The following is a 13,574-nucleotide window of genomic DNA, read 5'->3' as shown; positions in this document are numbered from 1 at the left end:
GCCCTGCCGCGAAAAAAATATAGCCCAGTCGCGTCGATCTCGCCATGCCGATTCGTGCATCGACACGACATGATATGTCCGATGCCGCCGGGGCCGGTTTTCAGCCCCGGCATGAGGGGTTGCCCTCCCCCTCGGCGACATCAGATCACGAACAGGTCAACGAAGTCGTGTACAGAAGTGGCCTCGAGTCGAGCCTGGTCCTGGCACAGCGACAGGATCCTGTCGCAACGCCGGGCAGGAAAGCGGGTCGCCAGGTTGCGCCGGAATTTCTCCTCGAGCACGGGCATGCCCTCTTCCCGCCGACGACGGTGACCGATCGGATACTCCACCGCTACCTGGTCGGTACTGCTGCCGTCCTTGAAGAACACCTGGATAGCATTGGCGATCGAGCGACACTCGGGATCGTAATAGTCGCGGGAATATCGCTCGTCTTCCACGACCTCCATCCTTTCACGCAATCGGTCGATGACCGGGTGCGCCGCATGAAAGTCATCCTCGTAGTGCTCGGCCACCAGGCTGCCGAAGATCAGAGGCACCGCCGTCATGTATTGCAGGCAATGATCCCTGTCGGCCGGATTGGCGAGCGCCCCCGACTTGGAGATGATGCGAATGGCCGAGTCATGCGTCGTCAGCACGATGCGATCGATCTCGTCCAGTCGGTCCTTGACTTGTGGGTGCAACGTCACCGCGGCCTCGCATGCCGTCTGGGCATGAAACTCGGCCGGGAAGGAGATCTTGAACAGCACGTTTTCCATGGTGTAGGTGCCCAGGTCGCGCTGGAAGGTGAACCTGCGCTCCTCCACCGGCTTGAGCGACAGGTCCTTGTTGGCGTGACTGAAAGCTACGTCATAGAAGCCCCATTGCGGCGCACTGAGCACGCCCGGAATCCCCATCTCGTCACGCATGGCGATGTCCGCCAGGCGCACGCCCCGCGAGGTCGCATCGCCTGCCGCCCAGCTCTTGCGCGACCCGGCGTTGGGCGCATGACGATAGGTCCTCAGGCTCTGTCCATCGGCCCAGGCATGCGAGAGCGCGGACAGCAACTGCTCGCGATCGCCACCCATCATGCGCACCGCCACGGCGGTCGATGCCACCTTCACCAGTACCACATGGTCGAGCCCCACCCGATTGAAGGAGTTGTCCAGCGCCAGCACGCCCTGGATCTCGTGGGCCATGACCATCGCCTCGAGCACGTCGCGCATGGTCAAGGGCGACTCACCCTGGGCGACACGCTTCTGCGACAGGTGATCGGCCACCGCCAGAATGGCACCCAGGTTGTCCGAGGGGTGCCCCCACTCGGCCGCCAGCCAGGTATCGTTGTAATCCAGCCACCGGATGGTGGCACCGATATCCCAGGCGGCCTTGACCGGGTCCAGTCGATGCGGCGTACCGGGGACGCGTGAACCATGAGGCACCAGGGTACCTTCGACCAAGGGCCCCAGATGTTTGGTGCACTCGGGAAAGCGCAATGCCAGCAGGCCGCAGCCCAGGGTATCCATCAGACAGTAGCGTGCCGTATCCAGTGCTTCAGCGCTGTCGATGCGATACTCCAGCACATAGTCGGCGATCCTGCAGAGTTCCGAATCATAATCCGGGCGCACATTGCTTTCGACGGTCTGGCTCATCCCGATCTCCTGTCATGTTTCGAATGTCGCCGCGGGAACCCGCACCCGGGCGTTGCGGTTCATGGTCGTCTTGAGGGCACTGGGCTCACGGGCCTCGGCGCCGAGTCGTGGGGTACCGCAAGGCTGATCCAGGCACACCGCGGCCCGTCCCCCACCGATGGATGACCAGCGTCAGTCACGTTCCTCGATCGGCACCCACTCGCTGTGCTCCGGCCCGGTATAGTCGGCGCTCGGGCGGATGATACGATTGTTCTCGCGCTGTTCGAAGACATGCGCACACCAGCCGGTGACCCGCGAGCAGACGAAGATCGGGGTGAACAGCTTGGTCGGAATGCCCATGAAGTGGTAGGCGCTGGCGTGGAAGAAGTCGGCGTTGCAGAACAGCTTCTTCTCGCGCCACATGACCGCCTCGACGCGTTCCGAGACCGGATACAGCACGCTGTCGCCCACGTCCTCGGCCAGCTTGCGCGACCAGTGCTTGATGATGGCGTTGCGCGGGTCCGAGTCGCGATAGATGGCATGGCCGAAGCCCATGACCTTCTCCTTGCGCTCCAGCATGCCGAGCAGCTCGCGCTCGGCTTCCTCCGGCGACTGCCAGTCTTCGATCATGGCCATGGCCGCCTCGTTGGCACCGCCGTGCAGGGGGCCGCGCAGCGAGCCGATGGCTCCGGTCACGCAGGAATGCATGTCCGACAGCGTGGAAGCGCAGACCCGCGCCGTGAAGGTCGAGGCATTGAATTCATGCTCGGCATAGAGAATCAACGAAATGTTCATCACCCGGGCATGCAGCTCGGAAGCCGGCTCGCCATGCAGCATCTGCAGAAAGTGCCCACCCACGGAGAGATCATCCGTCTCGGTGGCGATGCGCACACCATCATGGGAATAGCGGTACCAGTAGCAGATGATCGAGGGCAGCGCCGCCAGCAGACGATCGGCCACATCCTGTTGTTCCTCGAAGCCGTGTTCGGTCTCCAGGTTGCCGAGCATGGAAGCACCGGTACGCATCACGTCCATGGGGTGAGCATCGGCCGGGATCTGTTCGAGCACGGATTTCAGGGCATCCGGCAGCCCGCGCAGGCGCTGGAGCCTGGCAACATAGGCGTCGAGTTCGGTCTGATTGGGCAGCTTGCCCTTGAGCAGCAGATAGGCCACCTCCTCGAAGCGGGCCTTGTCGGCGAGCTCGGCAATATCGAATCCTCGATAGGTCAGGCCGGCACCGCTCTTGCCGACGGTGCAAAGGGCAGTGCTGCCGGCACTCTGGCCGCGCAGGCCGGCGCCGTTGTTCGATGTATCTGCCATGGTCGTCTCTCCTTTTGGTGAGCGAGGCGTGTCGTTGTCATGCGGGCGATGACGACTACCCATCCTGATCCGCGAACAGGTCATCGAGCTTGCGCTCGAAGTCATGATAATTGAGGAAGTCATAGAGCTCGTCACGGCTCTGCATCTGATCCAGCACATCGCGCTGATGGCCGTTATCCAGGATGCTGCGGTAGACATTCAGCGCCGCCGCGTTCATGGCACGGAAGGCCGACAACGGATAGAGCACGATCCGGCAGCCCACCTCGGCGAGCTCCTGCTGGGAAAACAGCGGCGTGGCCCCGAATTCGGTGATGTTGGCCAGGATCGGCGCATCGACGCGCTCGCAGAAGGCTCGATAATCTTCCAGGGTATGCACCGCCTCGGCGAAGATGGCATCGGCACCAGCCTCGATACAGGCATTGGCGCGCTCGATGGCGGCGTCCAGGCCCTCCTTCTGAAACGCATCGGTGCGCGCGATCAGGTAGAACGCCGGATCGATCCGCGCGTCGGATGCCGCCTTGATGCGATCCACCATTTCATCGCGAGACACGATCGCCTTGTTGGGCCGATGACCGCAGCGCTTTTGGGCCACCTGATCCTCCAGGTGTACCGCGGCGACGCCGGCGCGCTGCATTTCCTTGACGGTGCGCGCGATGTTGAAGGCCCCGCCCCAGCCCGTGTCGATATCCACCAGCAGGGGCAGATCGGTGGCACCACAGATGCGGTGGGCATCTTCCACGACATCATTCATGGTGGTCATGCCCAGGTCGGGCAGGCCGAAGGAGGCATTGGCTACCCCGCCGCCCGACAGATAGACGGCCTGGTGACCGACACGCTCGGCCATCATCGCCGTATAGGCATTGATGGTCCCCACGACGGGGAGCGGCTGGCTGGCGGCCAGGGCGGCGCGAAAGCGCGCACCGGGCGTTGACTGGGTCATGGCAAATCTCCTGTGCTGGGTGTGGGAGGGCGCGGCCGAAGGCTGGCAGGCTGCCGGCACCGCGCTTCAGCGGGCCGTGTCGGCAACCGCGTCAGCGTCCAGGGTGCGCGCATAGCGCTCGACGACATTTTCACGCGACGCACTGACGTGGCGACGCATGAGCAGCTCGGCCAGCTCGGCATCCCCCGCCTCGATGGCATCCACGATGCGATGATGCTCGACAAAGGCGCGCTGTGGCCTGGAGCCGCTGGCACTGAACTGGGTGCGATACATGCGCACCAGGTAATACAGGTCGTCGCACAGCAGCCCCATCAGCATGCGGTTGTGACTGCCCTGGACAATGCGATAGTGGAAGTCGAGATCGCCCTCCCGCTGGTAGTAGGCCTCGCCACGCTGCAGGTCCGCCTGGCGTTCGTGCACTGCCAGCACGTCGCGCAGCCCGGCAATTTCCTCGGCACTCATCGACTCGGCCGCTAGACGCGCCGCCATGCTCTCCAGCGCCTCGCGTACATCGAACAGCTCGAGCAGCTCCTTGATCGACAACTTGACCACGCGCGCGCCGACATGCGGTACGCGCTCGATCAGACGATGCGCCTCGAGACGCCGCATGGCTTCGCGCAGTGGGCCGCGCGAGATGCCATAGGATTGCGCCAGCCCGGGCTCGGTGATCTTGCTGCCGGGCGCCAGCTCGCCGCGCACGATGGCGTCCTGCAGCTGTTGGAAGACGCGCTCCGCCAGGGTGCGAACTTCCGAGGCCGGCTCGGTGGTGGTCGGGGCAATGGTCATGATTGATTGTCGACAATTAAGTGAATAATGGCACTCTAGCCGGCGGCCCATGGGCGGTCAATGCTCGAAACGCCGACCAGGGTTGGCGTTTAGTTGTAGACAACCTTTCACGGACCCCGCTACGCCTGCGTTGATCATCCCGGCTCGGGAGGCAGGGACAAACGCCCTCAAGATGCCTAGAATGAGGCGCCTGTTGAGGTAAGGCGCCGCCATGACATCACCACTCGAGATCACCCCACTGCCATACCGGAGCTCACCTCTGGAGACCTTCGCGCCGCTGCGCCACAGGTCCGGAGCCGTATTGCTCGACAGCGGCCGCCCGAGTGCCCCGGGGGGACGATACGACATCATGTCCAGCGACCCGCTGGAGACCTTCGCGCCGCAGCCATCCCGGCGAGGCAGCGACAGCTCCGACCCCTTCCAGGCACAGAAGGCGCTGCTCGAACGCCTGCCCGACGCTGTGCCCACCAGCGACCTGCCGTTTCTCGGCGGCCTGATCGGTTACTGGAGCTACGACCTGGGCCACCGGCTGGAGCCGACGCAGGGCAAGGCCGCCAGGGTCGCCGACCTGCCGGACAGCCGCGTCGGCCTGTATGACTGGGCGATCATTCAGGATCACCACCAGCAGCAAACCTGGCTGGTCGCCTCCCCCGAGCGGGGCCGGCAGGTCATGTCATGGCTGCAGGCGACACCGCCGGCCCTGGCCCCCTTCCAGCTGACCGGCGGCTTTCAGCCCGAAATGAGTCGTCAGGAGTACCTGGCGCGCTTCGCCCGCGTGCAGTACTACATTCGCGCCGGCGACTGTTATCAGATCAACCTCGCACAGCGTTTCAGCGCGCCTTATCAGGGCGATCTATGGCAGGCCTACTGCCGGCTGCGACAGGCCACTCCCACGCCCTTCGCCGGCTTCATCGCCTGGGAGGATCAGGCCATCCTGTCACTCTCGCCGGAACGTTTCCTGCAATGCGCCGACGGGCATGTGGAGACCCGCCCGATCAAGGGCACACGCCCGCGCGGCCAGACCGTGGAACAGGACCGCGCCTTTGCCGAGGCCCTGACACACAGCCTCAAGGATCGCGCGGAAAACGTGATGATCGTCGACCTGCTGCGCAACGACCTGGGGCGCGTGTGCCGACCGGGTAGCGTGCGCGTGCCCCAGCTCTGCTCCCTGGAGAGCTATGCCAATGTGCATCATCTGGTAAGCGTGGTCACCGGCGAGCTGGATGATCGGCACTCACCGCTGGAACTGCTCTCGGCCGCCTTCCCCGGTGGCTCCATCACCGGCGCCCCCAAGGTGCGCGCCATGCAGATCATCGACGAGCTGGAACCCTCGGCACGCAGTGCCTACTGCGGAAGCCTGGGCTATGTCGACGTGCGCGGCCGTATGGATACCTCGATCGCCATTCGCACGGCCGTGGCCGATGCCGGACACCTGCATATCTGGGGCGGTGGCGGCCTGGTCGCCGACTCCCGGGGCGAAGCCGAGTACACCGAGACCCTCGACAAGATCCGTCACCTGATGAGGGCCCTGAGCGACGATCAACAACACCTCGAGGAATAAGGCTACGCCCTTCTTAAGCCCACAGGGAATATACATCCAATGAATCGGTATTGGGGAAGCCGCTGACGGCTCTGCTAATGTGGCCTCCATATTGAACGCCACCATCCGGGAGCATCCCTATGGAGCCGCAACTCGACATCATCAATCGCGACCTTGGCAATGATCCGGAAGCCTTGATTCGCTGGGCACTGGAGCAGGGCGACCGGCCGATCTGCACCACCAACTTTCGCCCTTTCGAGGCGGTCATCCTGCACATGGTGGCGCGCCAGCGTCCGGACATCCCGGTCGTCTGGATGGACCACGGCTACAACACCGCGGCCACCTACCGGTTTGCCGATGACCTGGCCAAGCGTCTGGGCCTGAACCTGATCACCTATCTGCCGAAGCGTTCACGCGCCCACCGCGAGGCCGTCGACGGCCTGGTACCGGGGATCGAGGATCCGCGCCATGCGGCCTTCACCGAAGAGGTCAAGCTCGAGCCCTTCAATCGCGCCCTGCGCGAAATGGCTCCCGATGTCTGGTTCACCGCGCTGCGCGCCGAGGACACCCCCGAGCGCGCCCGCATGCAGGCGGTATCGCGCAACGCCGATGGCCTGCTCAAGGTCGCCCCGCTGCTGCACTGGACCAGCCGCGACCTCTACCGATATCTGCAGGCGCATGACCTGCCCAACGAATTCGACTACTTCGATCCGACCAAGGTCGAAGAAAAGCGCGAATGCGGGCTGCACCTGCAACACTGATGGCCCCCGCTCCGCTAGCGTGATGCACCAAGGCCCGTCCACCTGGACGGGCCTTGTGCTTTTCGACATGCCGGCGCCGTGTTTCAACGCACCGGCAGTTCGATATCGTCGAACAGGGCATCCTCGTGGCGCGGCCCGGCTTCCAGCGCCACCTCGACCAGATCACGGTCCAGATGGTCGGCGAAGGCCTTGAGGAAGTCATACATGTAGCCGCGCATGAAGGTGCCGCGGCGTATGCCGATCTTGGTCGTCGAGCTGGCGAACAGGTGGCTGGCATCCAGCGCCACCAGGTCATCATCCTCCCCGGGAGCGACCGCCATGTGGGCAACGATGCCGACGCCCATGCCGAGGCGTACATAGGTCTTGATCACGTCCGAGTCGGCCGCCGTGAGTACCACATTGGGAGTCAGCCCCTCGCGACGAAACGCCTCGTCAAGCTGCGAACGGCCGGTGAAGCCAAATACATAGGTCACCAGCGGATGCTCGGCGAGCGCCTTCAGGGTCAGGGTCTCGACCTGCGCCAGGGGGTGATCACGTGGCACCAGGACACAGCGGTTCCAGCGATAGCACGGCAGCAGGACCAGGTCCTGGAAGAGATCCAGCGACTCGGTGCAGATCGCGAAATCCGCCTGGCCATCACTAACCATCTGCGCAATCTGGCGCGGCGTCCCCTGCTGCATGTGCAGGGCGACATCCGGGTATTTGCCCGTGAAGCCACGGATCACCGGCGGCAGTGCATAGCGCGCCTGGGTATGCGTCGTGGCGATCGACAGGCTGCCGCGACGCTCGTCGCTGTGCTCCTGCGACACCTCCTTGATGTTGTCGGTCAGGCGCAGCACTTCACCGGCCAGCTCGATGATCGACGCACCGGCCGGGGTGACGCGGGTCAGGTGCTTGCCACTGCGCGCGAAGATCTCGACCCCCAGCTCATCCTCGAGCAGCCGGATCTGCTTGGAAATGCCGGGCTGCGATGTATAGAGGCTCTGCGCGGTAGCCGACACATTGAGGTTGTGACGTGACACCTCCCAGATATATCTCAACTGCTGGAGCTTCATGGCGCTACTCCCTTGGGTGCCGGAACCATCGCTGACGCTTGATGAAAGCGCTCGATCGGCTCGATAAAGAGCTCATGGTGGCATAAGAATCATGTTCATGATTACCTTATCGCATATCGACAATGGCGTCACTCACCCGGACGGCGATGCCCTGCACGGGGCACGCGGATTTGCCAGCGCACCGGTCGACCGCTACCATCGATGCAACCAGCATGCTTGTCATGCCTGATATTCCGCGCGATACCGCGCAACGTAGTAACTGGAGAATCCCATGGCCAATAACGTCGATGTCACCAACGCCAACTTCGAGCAGGAAGTCCTGAACGCCGATACACCGGTCCTGCTTAAGTTCTGGGCTCCCTGGTGCGGTCCTTGCAAGGTCATGGCACCGGTGGTCGAAGAGGTCGCCGATGAGCGCGATGGCAGCCTCAAGATCGTCAGCATCAATGTGGACGACGCGCCGGAAATCGCCGCCGAACAGGGCGTGCGCGGCGTACCGACCGTGATGCTGTTCAAGTCCGGTGCCAAGGTCGCTTCACTGGTCGGTGCACAGTCCAAGTCACAACTGTCACAGTTCATCGAGCAGAACGCCTGATCCAGAGCCGCTTCTCCTGGAAGGCCGGCCTCTCATCAAGCCCCCGAAGTCGGACTTCGGGGGCTTGGCGTTTAGGGGGCAGACAGCGGGCCTCAGCGCTTGCGGTTACGCATCTGCCCGACCCGCTCGGACAGCGGCCGGTCCGCCTGTTCGATAGGCGTCTTGCCGGGCCCCAGCAGGTGGGCCATCCAGCGCGTCTGCGGATGGCTGTCCAGGGCAATCTTGAGCGTCATGGTCAGGACCACCGACAGCAGCATGCCGACCACACCGAAGATCCAGCCCCAGACGACCAGCGACAGGAAGGCCACGAAGGTCGATAACCCCAGTGCCCGCCCCATGACTCGCGGCTCGATGATGTTGCCGAGCACGAAATTGACGCCCAGGTAGGCACCACTCAGCAGCAGAGCCTTGAAGAGCCCGCCATCCGGTGTCACGATCAGCAACAGCACGGGGGGCACGGCCGCGATCGCCGAACCGATGTTGGGAATGTAGTTGAGGGCGAAAGCCAGCACGGCCCACAGCAGCGGGAACTTGACGCCAATCAACTGGCAGGCCACCCAGATCAGGGTACCCGTGGCCAGGCTGATCAGCGTCTTGACGGCCAGATAGCGTTTCAGCGTCAGGCTGAACTCGCGAAAACGGCTCAGGCTAGGGGCCGGATTGACCAAGGCGCGCGAAACCTTGTCGCGAAAGTTGAGGGTCTCGAACAACAGAAAAGTGACCAGCAGCGCCACCACCACGCTCTGCATCATCAGGTTGCCCAACTGGCTCAACAGGGCTGGCAACCAGTTGCCGAACTTCTCGGCATCGACCAGTTCGGACACCGACTGGCTGTCCACTCCCAGCCCCAGCCGGCCCAGGCCATCGATGATGCCGAGATAGTACTGAAAGAGTTTCTGCTGAATGTTGGGCAGCTCCTCGACGAATGTACCGAAACTGTTGACCAGCAGGATACCCAGCAAGGAAAACAGGCCGCCGATCACGATCAGGGTGATCCACACCGCCAGACGCTGGCCCACGCCCAGCCCTTGAAGCCAGCGCACCGGGCCGGTGCAGACCACGGCGATGAACAGGGACAGGATTACCGGCACCAGCAGGCCCGACCCCGCCCGCATGCCGGCGATGATGACCACCAATGCCGCCAGCGCCAGCGTCAGGTTGAGGGGTATGGTGGAGCTTCGTTCGTCGTCACCGAGGTCCATGCTGCTGCTCTCCGCCAATCGTCAGGGATGAAGTCATGATGACGACTGGCGAACCGCGGCACAATACACCCGAGTGCGCGACAGCCCCGCAATCATGCAGCAAATCGACAAGATGCAGGCCTGGGCGCTCGATCAGGGAACCCTCAACGGTACTGCCGGTTCAAAACTCATACACCATTTGCCACAAGGAAGATGCCATGACACAGGTTCGTCGACACACCCGATTCCCCGGCGCTCTATTGTCCATTCTGCTGCTGTCCAGCCCTCTACTCGCGATGCCCGTGGTCGCCTCGGCACAGCAGGAAGCACCGCACAAACGACTCGACGTCCAGGCACAGTCCGAAATCCAGGTGGTGCCCGACGAGGCCACCCTGAGTGCCCGACTCTGGGAGCTCACGCCGGCCATCGCCCAACGCGATGACACCAGTACCAGCCCGGAAGCCCTGAGCAAGGCTCGTCAACGCCTGGAGGAACGTGCCGCCCGCCTGATCGAGACTCTGGAAGAAGCAGGCCTCGAGCGGGATGCCATCAATGCCGGCTCGCTACGGGTTCAGCCCGAGACGATTCAGGTTCGCCAGAAAGAGGGCGCCGAGGGCTCACGCATGACCCGCACGCGTCTGGAACGCCCCTTCGAAATCGACATCGCCGACCTCGACAAGTTGCCGATGATGCTCGATGCCCTGACCCGGGCCGGCGTCAATGCCCTGGATGGGGTCACCTATGACCTGTCGAACCCCGGCGTGGCCAGCGACAAGGCGCTGACCCAGGCCCTGGAGAAGGCTCGACACAAAGCCGAGCTCATGGCCGACACCCTGGGCATCGAACTGGGGCCGGTCATCAGTGTCAGCGAAAACCGTTCGCCGGTTTATCAACCCCGCATGATGGCCATGAGCGCCGATGCCGCAACTGAAAGTGGCGGTTCGAATGCCGAGTACCGCCCCGGAACCATCACCCTGGATGCCATGGTCAGCGTCAGCTGGGAAATCCGCCCGGCCGAATGACCCAAGAGACGCGGGCAGGCCTTCCATGCGACCTGCCCGCCCTGGCGAGGCGATGAGCGTCACTCCTCTTCATCCCCCTGCTCATCATCCAGCTTCAGGAAGGTGCGGCGATAATGCGACAGCTCAGCGATGGATTCCTTGATGTCATCCATCGCCAGGTGCACGTTGCGCTTGCTGAAGCCGACCAAGGCGCCCGGATTCCAGCGCTTGGCCAGCTCCTTGAGGGTCGAGACATCCAGATTGCGATAATGAAAGAAGGCCAGCAGCTCCGGCATCTCGCGTTCCAGGAAGCGCCGGTCCTGATGCACGCTGTTGCCGCACATCGGTGAGGCTCCAGCCGCCACGTGCTCGCGCAGAAACGCCAGCGTGCGTCGTTCGGCCTCGGCCGTGTCGACATCGCTGGCACGCACGCGATCGATCAGCCCGGAGCCAGCATGCGTCTTCTGGTTCCAGTCATCCATGCCATCCAGCAGGCTGTCGGGCTGATGTACGGCGACCACCGGCCCCTCCGCCACGACCTCGAGGTCGGCATCGGTAACCAGGGTGGCCACCTCGATGATGCGCTCGCGCTCCGGGTCGAGTCCGGTCATCTCCAGGTCGATCCAGATCAGGCGCTGAGCGCGCGGATCCGGTGCATCGTTCATGGCGGACATAAGTGCTCCTTGGCAGTCGCGCGGCTGACGACAGCCGGGCGGATGGGTGAGTACAATAGCCCCATTGTACCGACCTTCGGGCCATCATGAGCAAACGCAAGTTGAGCCGCCAGCAACGCTGGCGCATCGAAAAGACCCAGGCCGAACGCGCCAAGCGGGCCAGGCAGCGCGACACAACGGATACCGAGCGTCTCGCCGCGGGCGAATACGGCCCCGAGCAGCCGGGACGAGTCATCGCTCATTTCGGTCGCAGCCTGGAAGTAGCGCCGGCCCACGGAGGCCAGGCGGTGCGCTGCCACCTGCGTGCCAACCTCGATGGCCTGGTGACCGGCGATCATGTCATCTGGCGGGCCGGCGAGGATGGCAGTGGCGTCGTGGTCGCCCGGGAACCCCGCCACAGTCTTCTGCAACGCCCCGACCCACGGGGCCGTCTGAAGCCCGTGGCCGCCGGCATCGACCAGATCCTCATCGTTTTCGCCGTCGAGCCGGAACCCCATGCCAACCTGATCGACCGCTATCTGGTGGCGGCCGAGGCAACCGGCATCGCCCCGGTGCTGGTGCTCAACAAGGTCGACCTGCTGCCCGCCGAGGGCGGCGAGCTGCGCGCCCTGCTGGATCGCTACGCCGGGCTCGGCTACCCAGTGATCACCACCACCACGGCCCGGGACACCGGGCTCGACGCCCTGCTTGACCAGTTGCATGGCCGGACCTCGGTCTTTGTCGGCCAGAGTGGCGTCGGCAAGTCCTCGCTCATCGACCGCTTGCTGCCCGAAGAGGACCTGCGCATCGGCGACCTCTCCACCGATAGCCGCAAGGGCACCCATACCACCACCACGGCGCGGCTCTACCGCCTCCGGCAATCTCCCGCGGCGGACGCCGACGGGGCACAGCCCGAAGGTACGGACAGCCCCGGGGAGCTGATCGACTCACCCGGCATTCGCGAGTTCGGCCTGACCCATCTGAGCGCCGACCAGGTCGCCGACGGCTTCATAGAATTCCGTGACCACCTCGGCCACTGCCGCTTCCGCGACTGCCGCCACCGCGCCGAGCCCGGCTGCGCCCTGCTGGCCGCCGTGGAGAGTGGCGACATTCATGCTGACCGTTTCGCCAGTTATCGGCGTATCGTCGATAGCCTCGAGAACCATCAAGGATGAGGCCATCAGGGCCTCTCTTGCCAGGAGAATGCCATGAGTTCCGAAGACAACCTCTTGCCACTGATCATCGAGCCGGAAGAGCTGGCGGCCCACCTGGATGCATCGGAGCTGCTGATCATCGATGTGCCGCTGAAGGCCGAAAGTCACGCCCAGGGACACGTGCCCGGCGCCGTCTACCTGGATCATCGCCGCCTGCTGGCGGGCACCGGCGAGGTACCCAACGAAGTGCCGTCGGCGGAGGCGCTGTCACAGCTGTTCTCGTCCCTCGGCCTGACCCGGGATACCCATGTGGTGGCCTATGACGATGAAGGCGGCGGCTGGGCCGGCCGGCTGCTGTGGACCCTGGAGCTGCTGGGTCATGGACGCTACTCCTATCTCAATGGCGGCATCCAGGCCTGGCGCGCCGCCGAACTCCCCGTCGCGACCGACACCGTGACGCCGAGCCCCAGCGAGTACACGGCCGAATTTCGCCACCCCGAGGCCGCCATCGACCGCCACGAGATCATCGAGCGGCTCGAGGACACGAACCTGGCCATCTGGGACGCCCGCAGCCGCGACGAATACCTCGGCCACAAGGGCGACAACCAGCGTCTCGGCCATATTCCCGGCGCGGTCAACTTCGACTGGACCCGCGCCATGGACCCGGAGCGTCAGCTGCGCATACGCGACTACGCCGAACTGGTCACCGAGCTGGACGCCCTGGGTCTGACCACGGACATGGACATCGTCACCCACTGCCAGACCCACCACCGCAGCGGCTTCACCTGGCTGGTCGGCAAGGCGCTGGGCCTCAGGATGCGCGGCTACGCCGGTTCCTGGAAGGAATGGGGCAACCGCGACGACACACCGATCGAGAAGGCATGAGAATAGAAGTAAGAAGTAAGAAGGAAGAAGGAAGAAGGAAGAAGGAAGAAGGAAGAAGGAAGAAGGAAGAAGGAAGAAGGAAGAAGGAAGAAGGAAGGC

At 63.9% G+C, this 13,574-nt stretch carries 14 protein-coding genes; 7 read left to right on the top strand and 7 right to left on the bottom strand.

Annotated elements, in window-relative coordinates; translation table 11 throughout:
* Positions 1–140 precede the first annotated feature (140 nt).
* From prpD to HHA01_RS11590, 4 genes are all read right to left on the bottom strand, one after another.
* Complete coding sequence (gene prpD / locus HHA01_RS11605; RefSeq protein WP_141320866.1) at positions 141–1,625, bottom strand: 2-methylcitrate dehydratase; 1,485 nt, start codon at positions 1,623–1,625, stop codon at positions 141–143.
* Positions 1,626–1,796: 171 nt separating this feature from the next.
* Entirely contained in the window at positions 1,797–2,924 is a 1,128-nt protein-coding gene (gene prpC / locus HHA01_RS11600; protein WP_141320865.1) for a bifunctional 2-methylcitrate synthase/citrate synthase, read from the bottom strand.
* Between the two features lie 55 nt (positions 2,925–2,979).
* Positions 2,980–3,864, bottom strand: a complete 885-nt coding sequence (prpB, locus tag HHA01_RS11595) for a methylisocitrate lyase (RefSeq protein ID WP_141320864.1) — start codon at positions 3,862–3,864, stop codon at positions 2,980–2,982.
* A gap of 66 nt (positions 3,865–3,930) precedes the next feature.
* The gene (locus tag HHA01_RS11590) at positions 3,931–4,650 is read right to left on the bottom strand and encodes a GntR family transcriptional regulator (RefSeq protein ID WP_141320863.1); all 720 of its coding nucleotides are present in this window, start codon (positions 4,648–4,650) and stop codon (positions 3,931–3,933) included.
* 211 nt (positions 4,651–4,861) lie between these two features.
* Here HHA01_RS11590 and pabB point away from each other — a divergent pair, with 211 nt between their 5' ends.
* Positions 4,862–6,211 carry an aminodeoxychorismate synthase component I gene (gene pabB / locus HHA01_RS11585; protein WP_141320862.1) on the top strand — a complete coding sequence of 450 codons (1,350 nt, stop codon included), beginning with the start codon at positions 4,862–4,864 and terminating at the stop codon, positions 6,209–6,211.
* Positions 6,212–6,330: 119 nt separating this feature from the next.
* Positions 6,331–6,951 carry a phosphoadenosine phosphosulfate reductase domain-containing protein gene (locus HHA01_RS11580; protein WP_141320860.1) on the top strand — a complete coding sequence of 207 codons (621 nt, stop codon included), beginning with the start codon at positions 6,331–6,333 and terminating at the stop codon, positions 6,949–6,951.
* 83 nt (positions 6,952–7,034) lie between these two features.
* On the opposite strand, the gene cysB is transcribed toward HHA01_RS11580, so the two are convergent.
* Positions 7,035–8,006 carry an HTH-type transcriptional regulator CysB gene (gene cysB, locus HHA01_RS11575; protein WP_141320858.1) on the bottom strand — a complete coding sequence of 324 codons (972 nt, stop codon included), beginning with the start codon at positions 8,004–8,006 and terminating at the stop codon, positions 7,035–7,037.
* Positions 8,007–8,103: 97 nt separating this feature from the next.
* On the opposite strand from cysB, the gene HHA01_RS15025 reads away from it, so the two are divergent.
* Positions 8,104–8,235 (top strand): hypothetical protein, encoded by a 132-nt coding sequence (locus HHA01_RS15025; RefSeq protein WP_281285701.1) that lies wholly within the window; start codon positions 8,104–8,106, stop codon positions 8,233–8,235.
* A gap of 42 nt (positions 8,236–8,277) precedes the next feature.
* Positions 8,278–8,601 carry a thioredoxin gene (gene trxA / locus HHA01_RS11570; protein WP_141320856.1) on the top strand — a complete coding sequence of 108 codons (324 nt, stop codon included), beginning with the start codon at positions 8,278–8,280 and terminating at the stop codon, positions 8,599–8,601.
* Between the two features lie 92 nt (positions 8,602–8,693).
* Here trxA and HHA01_RS11565 read toward each other — a convergent pair whose 3' ends face one another.
* Complete coding sequence (locus HHA01_RS11565; RefSeq protein ID WP_141320855.1) at positions 8,694–9,803, bottom strand: AI-2E family transporter; 1,110 nt, start codon at positions 9,801–9,803, stop codon at positions 8,694–8,696.
* Positions 9,804–10,000: 197 nt separating this feature from the next.
* Here HHA01_RS11565 and HHA01_RS11560 point away from each other — a divergent pair, with 197 nt between their 5' ends.
* Positions 10,001–10,804 carry an SIMPL domain-containing protein gene (locus HHA01_RS11560; protein WP_141320853.1) on the top strand — a complete coding sequence of 268 codons (804 nt, stop codon included), beginning with the start codon at positions 10,001–10,003 and terminating at the stop codon, positions 10,802–10,804.
* Between the two features lie 59 nt (positions 10,805–10,863).
* On the opposite strand, the gene orn is transcribed toward HHA01_RS11560, so the two are convergent.
* Positions 10,864–11,448, bottom strand: coding sequence for an oligoribonuclease (orn, locus tag HHA01_RS11555; protein WP_373862944.1), 585 nt, complete (start codon positions 11,446–11,448; stop codon positions 10,864–10,866).
* Between the two features lie 95 nt (positions 11,449–11,543).
* Between orn and rsgA the strand changes: the two genes are divergently transcribed.
* Together rsgA and HHA01_RS11545 are read left to right on the top strand one after the other, a co-directional pair.
* Positions 11,544–12,611: a small ribosomal subunit biogenesis GTPase RsgA gene (gene rsgA / locus HHA01_RS11550; RefSeq protein WP_141320849.1), complete on the top strand. Its 1,068-nt coding sequence runs from the start codon at positions 11,544–11,546 to the stop codon at positions 12,609–12,611.
* 33 nt (positions 12,612–12,644) lie between these two features.
* Positions 12,645–13,475 (top strand): sulfurtransferase, encoded by an 831-nt coding sequence (locus HHA01_RS11545; protein WP_141320847.1) that lies wholly within the window; start codon positions 12,645–12,647, stop codon positions 13,473–13,475.
* The last annotated feature ends 99 nt before the right edge of the window (positions 13,476–13,574 follow it).

It is taken from the genome of Halomonas halmophila (assembly GCF_006540005.1).
In the GTDB taxonomy this organism is placed as follows: domain Bacteria; phylum Pseudomonadota; class Gammaproteobacteria; order Pseudomonadales; family Halomonadaceae; genus Halomonas; species Halomonas halmophila.
The sequence above is the reverse complement of the archived record's forward strand: the minus strand, read 5'-3'. Positions and strand labels throughout refer to the sequence as shown.